Source organism: Adhaeretor mobilis (assembly GCF_007741515.1).
Taxonomy (GTDB): domain Bacteria; phylum Planctomycetota; class Planctomycetia; order Pirellulales; family Lacipirellulaceae; genus Adhaeretor; species Adhaeretor mobilis.
The window spans coordinates 2,032,193-2,045,000 of record NZ_CP036263.1; the positions used below are offsets into that span (position 1 = coordinate 2,032,193).

General features: G+C 56.9%; 7 protein-coding genes and 1 tRNA gene. 5 read left to right on the forward strand and 3 right to left on the reverse strand.

The features are described from left to right. Positions 1-35 precede the first annotated feature (35 nt). Both HG15A2_RS07945 and HG15A2_RS07950 read right to left on the reverse strand, forming a co-directional pair. Positions 36-3,560, reverse strand: a complete 3,525-nt coding sequence (locus HG15A2_RS07945) for a UvrD-helicase domain-containing protein (RefSeq protein ID WP_145059498.1) — start codon at positions 3,558-3,560, stop codon at positions 36-38. Beyond that, positions 3,557-7,078 carry a PD-(D/E)XK nuclease family protein gene (locus HG15A2_RS07950; protein ID WP_145059500.1) on the reverse strand — a complete coding sequence of 1,174 codons (3,522 nt, stop codon included), beginning with the start codon at positions 7,076-7,078 and terminating at the stop codon, positions 3,557-3,559. The genes HG15A2_RS07945 and HG15A2_RS07950 overlap by 4 nt, the downstream gene beginning before the upstream one ends. A gap of 695 nt (positions 7,079-7,773) precedes the next feature. Between HG15A2_RS07950 and HG15A2_RS07955 the strand changes: the two genes are divergently transcribed. From HG15A2_RS07955 to HG15A2_RS07970, 4 genes are all read left to right on the forward strand, one after another. Further along, complete coding sequence (locus tag HG15A2_RS07955; RefSeq protein WP_145059502.1) at positions 7,774-8,958, forward strand: DUF1559 family PulG-like putative transporter; 1,185 nt, start codon at positions 7,774-7,776, stop codon at positions 8,956-8,958. Between the two features lie 172 nt (positions 8,959-9,130). Then, the gene (locus tag HG15A2_RS07960; RefSeq protein WP_145059504.1) at positions 9,131-9,484 is read left to right on the forward strand and encodes a four helix bundle protein; all 354 of its coding nucleotides are present in this window, start codon (positions 9,131-9,133) and stop codon (positions 9,482-9,484) included. Positions 9,485-9,550: 66 nt separating this feature from the next. Then, positions 9,551-9,886 (forward strand): rhodanese-like domain-containing protein, encoded by a 336-nt coding sequence (locus HG15A2_RS07965; RefSeq protein WP_145059506.1) that lies wholly within the window; start codon positions 9,551-9,553, stop codon positions 9,884-9,886. 231 nt (positions 9,887-10,117) lie between these two features. Beyond that, positions 10,118-10,201: transfer RNA gene (locus HG15A2_RS07970), tRNA-Leu, on the forward strand. 71 nt (positions 10,202-10,272) lie between these two features. On the opposite strand, the gene aroH is transcribed toward HG15A2_RS07970, so the two are convergent. Continuing rightward, positions 10,273-10,695 (reverse strand): chorismate mutase, encoded by a 423-nt coding sequence (gene aroH, locus HG15A2_RS07975; protein ID WP_145059508.1) that lies wholly within the window; start codon positions 10,693-10,695, stop codon positions 10,273-10,275. 203 nt (positions 10,696-10,898) lie between these two features. On the opposite strand from aroH, the gene HG15A2_RS07980 reads away from it, so the two are divergent. Then, positions 10,899-12,527, forward strand: a complete 1,629-nt coding sequence (locus HG15A2_RS07980; protein ID WP_145059510.1) for a PEP-CTERM sorting domain-containing protein — start codon at positions 10,899-10,901, stop codon at positions 12,525-12,527. The last annotated feature ends 281 nt before the right edge of the window (positions 12,528-12,808 follow it).

The window sequence follows — 12,808 nt, forward strand, 5'->3', positions numbered from 1 at the left end:
GAGATGCGTGTGCTGCGAACAACCGGTGACGAAGCTTACTTGGTCACATCATTGAGCATAGCGATGGTCGATTCAATGCGGTCTCTGATTTCGCCTGTCGATTGTTGATCAAACTCATAAGTGTGTTCGCTCTTGTTGGATAGGAAGCAAAGCGTTGCCTCCTCGATTGAGACATTCAGGGCCGATTCGCACGCCTGCTTGTACAGATACATCTGCATGGCGTAGTGTTCGACCAATTGTTTGCGATCATCCGCTGAATCGATGCGGTTCGACTTGTAGTCCAACAGCTTCCATCGTCCCTGAGTATCTTGATAAAGGCAATCGAGATATCCCTGGAAGTAACGTGGCGTGGGCTCGCTGGTAGGTTCGAGCTCGCCAACAGGTTTGGGCCAAGGGAGCAGGAATTCGATTTCTTTTTGCAGCACTTTGGCATTCGCCAACTCCTTGCCTCGGGGAGATGCAACAAAGTGTGTGACCATTTCTGCGGCCGCGGCAGTATGCTTCGTGGCGTTGCGTGGTGCATGGAGCTGAGCAGCGAACTGGCAAAGTGATGCGATTGATTCCGGGGTAAGTGATTCGGGCGTGCTAAAGTTGAGCCGTTCGAGTACCCCGTGAATGAGTGTGCCCAAGGCGCGGGCATCCGCTTGGCTTTGGGAACTAGCTTTGCCTCTGCGTCCCGAGGAACTGGCCGGGGTGAACACGCCGGAGAGTCGCGAGAAGGAATATCGCTGGGGTCCGGATGCCGGCACTACTGAGCGGCTGAGAGTTGCGGGCGTTGGTATTGGCTGAAGGTTCTCAAGCTTGCTGCGAGCTTCAGAAAGTACTGCCGTCAAGTCTGCACGATGGGTGCGACCAATGAGCTTCCCGCCGAGCTCCGGTTCCTCAGAGATCACACGAATTTGTGGTGTTGCATAACCCTCGGGCAACGGGTTGGTCGTTTCGCCGGTTTCTAGATCGAACCGAGTGGAGAGCAGCTTGAGCGGGTCCTGCTCGGGTTTCTCTAGGTTTCTGACGCTGCTCGAAAGAATGAGAAAGTCGGCAGCCCGCGTGCAGGCGACATAGAACACGCGGTCGCGCTCCTGCTGTTCTTGCCGCTTCAAGTGGTAACGGTATAAGTCGAGACCCACGGGGAATTTGTCTCCGTCCTCGTCCAAGTTTTTCACCAACGGGCCAAGCTGGCGGTCGAACACAGGGTCTCTGCTCACATTGGGTACCTTTCGTTCGAGATCGGGAACCACCACCAGTGGGAACTCCAATCCCTTGGCGTTGTGGATCGTCATAATACGGATGACGTTCCCCTCAGCCTGGGTTGCGGCCAACGGCTCTTTGGGCGCTCGGACGACGAATTCGCCCAGCTGGGTGATAAAGCCTGCCAAGTCGCCGGGCGAGGTGCGATCGTGCGTACGGGCTTGCTCGACGAGTTTTTGCACGTTGGCCGTTTTGCGATGACCGAGAAATTCACTCAGCAGCGAAGCATCGAAGCCGGTGATCTCGATCGCTTCGAGCAAAAGTTCTGCAACCAGCGTTTCGTTTTTCTGGGCTCGAAGTTGGCGCAAGGTCTGGCCGACGCGTCGCAGCTTGGCTTGCTCTGCTGGGGAGATTTCCGGTGTGAGTCGCTCCGCGTAGAGCCCCTCGTTGAGTGAACCGTGTTTTTCGACCAACCAAAAGAGCGTTTCGTCTTGCAAAGCAAAGAACGGGCTACGGAGCGCACCGGCCAGGGCGATTTCGTCGGCCACGCTGTCGACAGCCTTGAGCAAGTTGAGCACATCGTAGATTTCCTGCTGAGCGTAGTAGGCGTGCCCACCGGCGAGGTAATAGTCGAGTCCGTGCTGTCGGAAGGCCTCCTCGTACACCGCCACATCGCTGAGCGAACGCAGCAGCACGGCAATATCGCCCAGTTCGAGCGGACGGGCGGCTTCGGGATCGTCTTTACAACCGACCAACGACTCGCCACTTTCGAGGAGCTGAACCAATCGGCGAGCGATCCAGTGCGCTTCCCTCTGGCGCGAGACTTCTTTCGCCTCCGGTTTTCCCGCAGCATTGTCTTCAACAGGCGACCAAAGAAACTCGATGGCCGGCTCGGGGGTAACCTGAGGCCGATTCGCTATGAGTGGCTCGTACTCCTCGCCAAAGGCATCGACGAAAAGAGCATTGACAAAGTCTAGGACAGCTGGCTGGCTGCGGAAGTTTGTGGTGAGCGACAGTCGCCCCTCGGGGGCCAGATCTTTTCGGAGTTGGTTGGATACCTCTGGCTCCGCACCGCGGAAGCCGTAGATCGACTGCTTGAAGTCGCCAACGACAAACAGCTTTTCCTCCCGCCAGGCGTCTCCGCAAAAAGCCTGCACGATGGCCACTTGTAGTGGATCGGTATCTTGGAACTCATCGACCATCAGCAGTCGTGTATCTTGGGCCAATCTCTGGCGAATAGCCGAGTGCTGCGGATCGGTAAGCAACCGATGCGCCAGCTCCAGTAAGTCGTCGAACTCCAGCTTGCTCTGTTCACGCTTGATGTCTGTGAAAGTCTGCGAAATCGAGTCGGCCAGTGCAAACAGGTCGAGCCCCCGCTGGGCAGCCGCTTCGGTGTGTTCGTTGACGGTGAACGTGCCGAGGAGGCTCTTCTTGATCGCGTCGCGAACTTTGCTGCAAGCTGCCTTATACTGTTCATACTCCTGGGGGGCCGCCCAGTGCCGTTTCGCCATCACGGGACGTGCTTGCGCCAGATTGCTTAGTTCTTCGAGCGGAGCTTCCGTGGGAGCGGACTCCTTGATGGAGTGAATCGTCGCGTGGATGTCGGCAAGCCGCTCCCGTAGGTCGTCCGTCTCAGCAGAGATCGTCGTGCAAAGCGTTTCCAGCTGCTCCAATTCGGGGAGGGTCAGCAAATCTGCAATCAGCAAAGGTGCCAACTGCAAGCTGTACGCTGCTTGCCAAGTCTCAATGAGCTGGTCGGCGCTCACGCCGCGCCACTTCTCAAACACGGCAGCTGGGGTGTCGCGGATAAGTTTCATCAGATGCCCGCGCAGCGGGGCAAGCCCGAAGCTTACGGCCAAGTCGAGAGCCGTTTCGTTGCGATCGATCAGCAGCGTACGGAGTGCGTCGTCGATGGTTTCGATACGCAACAGATCGGCCGCGGCCGGTTCGAGCTGCTCGAAGTGTGGATCGAGTCCCGCTTCGACGGCGTGGTTGCGTAGCAACGTGCCGCAAAAGGAGTGAATCGTGCTAATTCGACTAGAATCGAGAGCCCGCAATAATTTCTGCCAGACGGCTGCCTCCTCAGCGGCTGGGCCTTGCGCTTGATGGGCACTCCTCAGCCGCGACCAGCAGCGTTCGCGAATGCGTTTTCGCATTTCGCGCGCCGCAGCATCGGTGAAGGTGATCGCCACCAACTGGCCCAACTCGGCTGCCGGTTCCGGGACACGCGGATCGACGTAGGAAAGGAAGCGTTCGGTAAGGACGAACGTCTTCCCGCAGCCAGCACCCGCGGCGAGCGAAACGCTGCGGTCATGTGCGTCGAGCGCGGCTTGCTGTTGTAGGGTGAGTGTGGTTTCCAAAATAGGGCTCATCTCGCGTCCCCGCTACCTTCGGTTGACGCGGTTTCTTCGATCTTGGACTCTTCAGGGGGCGGCCATTGTTTATCGAGGCTTCTGATCTGGGCGATGCGGCAGATGGTGCTTAGCGAACAGAATTTTGTGCAATCTTTGTTGTCGTTGAACACGGGGAAGTCAGCTTGCCGAATGCCGGCAATCAGTTCTGTAATTCGCTCGACAAGCTGGCTTTTCGCTTGCAGCCACGTTGCTGTGACCTCTAGATTGCCGTCGACCTCTTCACGCATTTTCAGTTGCGGTGTGTGTTTGCCCTTGGCGGTTGCCTTGCCAAAGCCGGCGCCTTGTACGCTCCAGTAGCCGGCCTCCCAGGCGAGTGCCTTCGATTCACGCATGAGCAGTTCTTCAGCCGCGAGAGCATAAATCGGAAGCTGCAACTGTGTGCCGGCACTTAGCTTCGACAAGTCAACCTTCTGTGATTTGCTACTCTTGTAGTCGATCACGTTGAAAACTTCTTGTCCTTCGATGCGCCCTACATCAAGCCGATCAATTTGGCCGGTGAAGCGAATTGTCTCGCTGCCCCCGGCGGCAGTAGGAATGACTAGCTCGTAAGCTTCGCTGCTGGAAAGTTGCGATTCGAGTTGCTCGTCCGCATGGCGACTCCCGGGTCCGAATCGCACCTCGAAGTGTGTCGGCCGCGGCGGAACGTCGAAGTCGTTCCACATGCGTTGATAGTTATCCGTTTGCCCAGCTAAGTTCTCCCCCCAGTTGGCCAATTCGCGCCGCTGGATTTCTCGCAACGCGCCAGGCAGGCCGTAGATCTGTTGGCTGGCGGCGATTTGTTCCAGCACTTCAATAAAACGCTCTACGATCTCGACGCGTAGCGTCTCGCTGGGCGCATTGAGCATCTGCTCGTGTACTGTGGCCAGTGCTTCGTGCAGCAAACTACCGCGATGCCGCACATCGGTTTCCAGCGTGAGTTCCGGTAACGGCTCCAGCTTTAACGCATGCTCGCCAGCGAAGCGGAAGCCGCAGGCGGCGTAGGATTCCAGCTGGCTGGGGCTCCAAAAGTGCTGGGCTCCGAACTGTTCGGCGAATTGCCGTTTCGAGGCATCGCTTGTGTAGAGCCCCTCCCACATGCCAAATTGCTCGCGCCGGCTGCGACTGTTGATCATTTCTAGTGCTGCCAGGATCGACTCTCCGCATCGCTTGCCGCGCGATGTGCCGGAGAGTTGCACGAGCGGTCGCGGCTTGCCCTCCAGCAGTGCTGACACGGCATGGCGACGCCCGCCGCTGCGCGAGAGCGGTGCTGTTGCATCTTCACCGTCAGCCAGACTTCCCAGTGGTAGCGTCGTGGTCGGTACTTCGGACTCGCCGAAAGCCCGCCGCAGGTCGGCCAGATAGGGGCTCGGCTCCAGGGGTTGGGCCTTGGCATCGAGCGCCGGGTAGGAAAGAGTGAGCGACTCTGCAGGCCTGGTGACGAGCTGGTAGAACAGAAGCATCTCATCCGAGCTGTGCTGCTGTTCTGCGTTGCTTGTTGCTCTCCCGCTGGCCGCAAGGCGGTCTAATTCGCCAACACTGAGAAGCGAATCGCTCTGACCTGGCGCAGGGAAGGAGCGCTCGCCAAGGCCGCCCAAGAAGAGGTGACGCGGATGGAGGTGACGAACATTCTCTGCGCTAGTGGTGAGCACGCCACTATCGCCGCTTGAAGTCTCTTGACGCTGGGATTGCGAGGCAACGTATTGCACCGCAGAGAGAAAATCGGCGAGTGACCAACCCGTAGAGTCAGCGGGCTTCGTTGCTTCAGGCTTTACCACTTTGGCATTCAGTAAGTCAAACCGTCGCCAAGAGTTGCCGAGACGCTCCAGGCCAGCGACCAGCGTTTCCCAATCACTCTGCGCGCGATCCTCTCCTGATTTGCCTTGCAGAATACCCAACGCTTGTGCAAGTGCTTCACAGCTTTCGATCCACTGCTCGGGTGTGGCGCGGTTCGGCAAGGTTTCTAGCAATTCGGCTAGGCTGCGAAGTACGGCAACTGCTTGTTCGGTGGGAGAGCTCTCTGGTTCGACGATACCCGCGGCAATCTCCTCAGCTTGCTCATGCTTCGCCCACGCGGACAACTGTTCCAGCAGGGCACGCTTGCCACGGGGGAGTTGGGCGGAGCGAATTAGTCGCTCCAGAGTGCGTCGAAGTTTGGGGAACGTATCAGCACCCTTGTCGACAGCCTGCGGAGTCAGGACGATGCCGCTATCCCCGATAACACGTAGCAAGTCGCGATACGCCCAGTCCTGAGTGTGCAGCGAGAGCAGCAGCACCAAGCGGCGCACTGCTGGCGCGGTCGCTAGTGACCGGCGCGTCTCGAGCTGCACGGGTATCGAAAAGTCGGCAAACACGCTGCGCAGCCGATCGGAAACATCGCCAAGCGAGCGGAAGCAAACGACGATGTCCGCCGGCAGAACGCCCGTTTGCAGGAGCCGCTTCACGCGGGTGGCAATCGCCTCCACTTCCTGCTGCTCGCTACTAGCGGCCACGATTTCAATGTGCCGAAGTCCGGCAATCGCCTGTTTCGAGGGTGGCTTAACGGCGGCGTAGTCTCGGAAAAGATTCGTGAGCAGGTGCTCACGAGTTTCCCAAGTGTTGTTCTGCGTCTGGTGATCCGTTCCATCGACTTCCGGCTGGCCTAAGTTGGCTCGAAGCAGCGCTAGCGTCCGCAAAGGTTTGGCGAACAGGTCGTTGCGACTGGATTGATCACCTGGTGATTGAACACTCGCCGCTGAATCCAGCGGCAGGCTGATGTGCGTCGAATCGCAGCGTGCGGTCAGCAGCTTCAGAATGTCGTGCTGTGCGGTGGTGAAATCGCCGAAGCCGTCCACGTGGATGAGTTGCAAGCCGGTAGCCAGGTTTGCATTGTTGGTAAGCGCTTCCCTCGCCGCCCAGAATCGCCCTTCCGCATCGTAGAGATTGTGCTCAATGAGGTGCTCTTGATAACGCGCGTAGAGCAGGCCCAGCTCGCGCTCACGGACTGAGCGAGCAGCCTTAGTAAACTGTTCCGGCCAGATGTCGCGCCGTTTCAGGTCGACGATCAAGCCCTCCACCTGCGTGGCAAAACCGGTGCTCGCTGCGATGGGAGCAAAGTAGACGAGTTTCTTTTCCGCCAACGCCTGCTTAGCAAGCTGACCGAGGACCCAACGACGTTCCAGGCTAGAAAGTGGCAAGATTCGCTGATCAGCTTGCACGAGCAACGCTTCGGCAAGCTGCGCGAAAGTGCCAATCCCCGGACTTAGCAGTGCCCCAGGCGAGAGTTGGGCCTTGCTAGGCTCTCCTCGCCCCGCGGCCAAATGTGCTTGCAGATATGAAACCGTATGCTGCGACGCGCAGATCCAAAGCGCCCGCCAGCGAGAATGACTGGCCGCGTCTTGAGCGGTACCATGTTCTAGGACGTTGTCTTCTAGGACGCGGCGGTAGTCAGCGATTCTCGCTTGAAGGCTACGAGAATCGCGGCTGCTTGAATCGGAAATGGCCAATCGGAATGAGGGCATCGACAGATTCTAGAGTACCAAGGGATGTCAGTCAGTAGGCCGTAATATTTGGCCGGTCAGTTAGAGACCACTCGATCATTCGGGTAGCACCGACACTTACTCCGAGAAATGCGCAGCCATACTCTTCTAGATGCAAGGGAGTTGTGTCGGTGTGCGCAGCACAAGAGGCGATAAGGCATCAGGGGCAGGGGTTGATGGCCTCTTGCCGCAAGCGGCGCTAGACACTTGTCCGAGCAATCTGCCAGAGCAGGCATTCCTTGAAGTGGACGAAGTGTCGCGGCTATCCAATTGCACGGCATCAAAGGCTAGCTACTCTTTGTCGTTACCGGCACTCATGCGTCTCGTTCTGGCCTTACTGACGTGCGTCAATCCACCTAAACCACGTAACCGACAGCACTTAACGCTGCAGAAGCCCGCAGAATATCGTTTCTTGGCGAATTGACAGCACTTGCCGTTTATGTCTACACTGTAGTGTCCCGCGACTCTTATGGACTAACGCCCTCGGCAGTGCGAAAGCAACCAAGGGCGTGTCGAAAAGAGCCTGGGAAGTTGGGCGCCCGTTGGCGTGCAACGAGTTTGGATGTGTTGACGAGTGTTTTATTCCAGCCACTCTATTTATTTCGCTGTATCTGGCGGGTGGCTGGGCTTTTCATCATTCCCTTTTTTTTCGTTTTTCTCTTGAGAGGAGACACAAAATGGAACGCAAGTGTCAGAGTCCCAGACGAGGTTTTACCCTCGTCGAACTGCTGGTGGTGATTGCCATCATCGGTGTGTTAGTCGGCCTATTGCTGCCGGCCGTGCAAGCGGCCCGTGAAGCGGCCCGGCGTAATTCGTGCTTGAATAATATCAAGCAAATCAATCTGGCGATCCAAAACCACATCAGTGCGCAACAGGATCGCATCCCACTGGCATCGACCGCAGCTTACGATCCGACGATCCAGTTTGGGGGATCCAATGACCAGAGTCTTCGCGACCCTACAGGATGGACCGATGGCGATGGTTACAGCTTTCTGTACCAGTTGCTGGGATTTATGGAAGGTGACACACTGGTCAATCGTGCCGACGCGGTTTCGCTGAAAGGCAAGATCGGGCCTTTCCTGCCAGCCTTGGCAGCACCGAATGATCTGATCATCGGTCAAGATTCCAGTGGCCAAGATTTGTATGCCTATTCGCAGAAAGTCCCCGCTTTTGTATGCCCCAGTTTCCCTGGTGCGGAAGAAGTGAAGTCGGCAGCCGACTACGGAGTGTCCAATAAACCTGCCATTGGCAATTACGTTACTGTGGCTTCGACGCACTTCGATTCCTCGGGTACTGGTGCGGCAACTGATAGCGCCGGTCCAGAATTTATCTACCCTAGCAAGGGCCAAACCGTTGGTAATGGTGCGATCGTGTTCGCAAAGGCTCCAACGACTGCTGGACAGCGCATGAAGGGTGCGACCTTCGCTAGTATTGCTCGCGATGGTTCCTCCAATACGATTGCTTTTACCGAGTCTCGCGAGGAGACTTACGGCTCCTGGATCAGTGGTTACTCGACTTACGTGGTTGGTATCCTGCCAGGTCAAGGTCAGGTCGAGAAGGTTGCTATCCCCGTGGGGCAGCCTGCGACGCTACAACCCGTTGATGCCACAACCGTGGTTTCCCTGAACGTTGGTAGCGACTATAAGCGTAGTCCTACTACCGCCCTGGTATACCAGCTGGCTGCACAGAACCCGCACGGCTCGAAGGAGCGCATCTTTGGTCCAAGTAGTGCTCACTCCGGTGGCATCGTGCTGCACGGGTTCATGGATGCCCACGGTACGAGTATCACTGACGATATCGACCCAGCGGTCTATATGGCTCAGGTCACTCGCAACGGTGGCGAAGTGATTCCTAATAACTAGGCCGAAGTTGGCTTAGTTAGCGTAATAATCGAACCGTCGCGGTGGCTTAGGCTGCCGCGGCGGTTTTTCATTGGGCGCTGGTTATTGGGCGCTAGGCGCTGGTTCTCAGCCTACAAGCCAAAACCAGCGCCTAGCGTCCAGTCGCTAGCGCCTTAATTACGGGAGCACTTTAATGGCCGGCTATCAAGAGCTTGACGTCTGGAAATTAGCCATGCACTTTACCTCAGCAATTTATCGACTCACCGCGTCGTTTCCGAAGGACGAGCAGTTTGGTCTTTCCAGTCAGTTGCGTCGTGCTGCGGTCTCTATACCCTCAAATATTGCAGAAGGCCATGCTCGCAGCTCAAACAATGAATTGAGGCGCTTCTGCACGATCGCGCGAGGCTCATTGGCTGAGGTTGAAACACAGTTAGTAATCGCAGAAGATTTGGGGTATTTGAATCCGAAGGAGACAGAGCAGGCTCACGAAACAACCACCAAACTCGGCAAGATGCTGAGCGGTCTGATACGATCGTGTAATCGATAGCGGCCAAATCGCCATGAAACTTACCACCAGATAACCAGCGCCAAGCGCCCAACAACCAGCGCCCCAATGAACCAACTCCCCCTCGAAGTTACCTGCCAAGACGTCAAACAATCGCTCGACGCTAGTGAGGACTTTGTGTTCCTGGACTGTCGTGAGGCAGTCGAGTATGAAACGGCCAAGATCGAGGCGGCCACGCTGCTGCCCATGAGCGAGCTCTCTGAACGCGTAGGCGAGCTCGACGGCAAGCAGGGTGAACGCATCGTCGTACACTGCCACCACGGAGGGAGGAGCCTCCAGGTCGCCAACTGGTTGCGTGAGCAGGGCTACACGGGCGCCCAGTCGATGGCCGGCGGGATTGAGGTGTGGGCACTGGAGGTGGATGTGAGCGTGCCGCGGTATTGACAGAAAAGGGAAAGGGGAGGTGTCAGTTGGAGTACGGAAAACAGCCGCGACCTAACAGGTTGCCGGGAGTTTGCTCGCAGGGCACCGGCAACCTGTTAGGTTGCGGCTATTTTAGATTTCCCGATGTACTCCCCTTTCGGCATTCCCCTTTCCCCTTTTTCAAAACGCTTCGACACTGGGAAATGCGTTCCCCTTGTGCGCACGCCTCCATTCTGAGAAATTGCCTGATAGGCCCGAGTGGCGGAATTGGCAGACGCGCATGGTTCAGGTCCATGTCCACGCAAGTGGGTGGAGGTTCAAATCCTCTCTCGGGTACTTAGAAGAGTCCAGCGGTGAGAGTTGAGGGACTAGAGGAGAGCTCAAGTGCTGAGCTTTCCTCTAGTCCCTCAACTCTCTCCCATCTGCTCGTTGATCCACACTTCCAGCTCTTCCCAATCGACTGGTGGTAGCTTGGAGAGATCGGGCCGCAGCCGCTTCGCTTCTCGCACGTAAACGTGTTCGATCTCCGCCTGCGGCTTCTCCGTATTCCAGTGAATTAACACGCGAATACACAGTGGCAAGCTCCCCGGCACAGTCATTTCGTGGCTGCAGATCAATGGTACATCCAGCCATCGCATCTGCCGGGCGGCTAGCGCCGGGAATTCCGCGTCGATGTCCGGCGTGGTGGTGAAAATCGCACTGGCGATGTCTTCGGGAGCCATGTCGTTCTGGCGGATCAGCAGCGCCAATAGCTGACGCGTCGCGATGAGGATCTCCTCGCGATCGTTCTTCTCGATGGTAGTGGCGCCTCGAACGCCGCGGGTTGGCATAGGTTCTAGTATAGAGTGGGCAGTACGCAGTGGGCAGTGGGCAGTTTGAGAGCCAGGTTGTCCCGATCCCGATACCATCTCTGCTTTTAAAGAAAAATTTGCCTCATTAGGATTTCCCTCCTAAGTTGAACTCTTGAGAGGAAGGAACGTACACAGGAGAGCTTTTCCGGGGGGGGGAAGCCTTAGATCAGAGGACGTTCGCGATGAAGCTGCGCATATTTGGTATAGCGATTCTTTGGCTTTCCAGCTGGGTCTGCAACGGCAGTCAGGCTGGGGCTTTCGACTTCCATGTCTCCGACAACTCCCAGTTCGCTTCGGCGTTCAGCAACGCTTCTCCGGGGGACAACATCCTCCTTCAGCCCGGCAATTACAACGGTGGCCGCTACCGGTTGGGGCTCTCGGACGTAACGATCCGCAGCGTCGATCCGGCCAATCGGGCCGTTATCCAGGGCGGCACCAATGGCATCCAGCTCAGCTCTGCCCAGTCAGTCACGCTGCAGGACCTTGTTTTTGAGGGTCAAGCGGCCAATGGTGTGAATATCGACGATGGTGGCAACATCTCGACGCCGTCGACGGACATCACGCTCCGTCGGGTCACGTTTCGCGATATCGGTTCCTCGGGCAATCACGACGGCGTGAAGCTCTCCGGCGTAAACGATTTTCTTCTCGATCAGGTGGAAGTTCTCAATTGGGGCAACGGGGGGAGCGCCGTGGACATGGTGGGCTCGCATCGCGGGGTGATCCAGAACTCTTACTTTTTCGATCCAGGAACGACGGTCGCCTCAGCCGTGCGGCCTAAAGGGGGCAGCAAGGACATCACCATCCGCGGCAACCGCATCGAGCTACCCAGCGGGGCAGGGCGGGCTATCCAGGCAGGTGGTTCTACAGGCACACAGTATTTCCGCTTTCTTGATGGAGATTCTGGCTACGAGGCTGATGAAATCATTGCCGAGGGGAACGTTATAATCGGCGGCGTCTCAGCGTTTTCATTTGTGAACATCGACGGCGGGCTGTTTCATCACAATTATGTCCAGCGGCCAAGGAACTGGACGGTTCGCATCTTGAACGAAAACCAAGGCAACCCCATCGTGGACACACAAAACGGAGTCGTGCGAGACAATTCCATCGTGTTCAGCGATACGCCTGGTGAGTACAGCACCGCGGTAAACATTGGTCCGGAGACCTTGCCAGAGACTTTCACGTTTGCAAGGAACCAGTGGCTCAACTTGGCCAACCCCACGTCCGCTGGTTCTACGCCGCAACTGCCGGTTACCGAAGCCAGCGGAATCTACGGTCAAGACTCCGGCATCGATCCCGATGAGGTGATCGCCTGGGACTTCGAGTGGGGCGTATGGCTTGTGAATGCGTCTAGCCAGACTAATTCGTTCACGGTGGCAAATCCGGACGAATACCAAGAAGCAGTAGTGCAAGCCTCGGGCAACTTTGTGCCGAGCGGAGGAGATCCCTTCGTTGGGGCGTGGCAATATACGGACCTCACAAGCGGCCAATTACAGTTGGAGCCTTTCTCGCAACTGGTCCTTCGACTCAACTCGGACTTGCCTAGTGCAGACGCGAACGACGACGGCCAGGTCGATGGCAGCGACTTCCTCGATTGGCAAGCCGGCTTTGGCACGAGTTCTCCCGCGAAAGTCGATGGCGATTTCACTGGAGATAGTGAAGTCGATGCGAATGATTTGGCGCTGTGGCATGATCAGTATGGGAGCGGAGTCGCTTCGTCCTTCAGTAGTGCGATAGTACCTGAGCCAACTAGCGTTGCGATGTTCGTGCTGGGTACCGTGTTCTGTGGTCGGCTAAGCCGCAAGCGGCACTGACTCCTCGTTTGCGTTTTCGACGTCATTCCTCCCTTCAGCTTGCCCAGGCGGTAAGGTTCTCTTTGGCAAGAGAACCCTTTTTCCAGAAAAACGAAGAGAGCTGTTGACTCTTCTGGGCCGATAGCTATATTTCCTACTTCTCACGTGGGGCCGACGGCTTCAGCCGCCAGACTCAGGTGAGATTTTTCTTTTGAGAATCGGGAAGCTAGCACTTGTCAGCCTCCTGATTCGATGTAGAATACGAAGCTCGCATCAAGTCACGAGAGTGAAGTGAGCGAGAC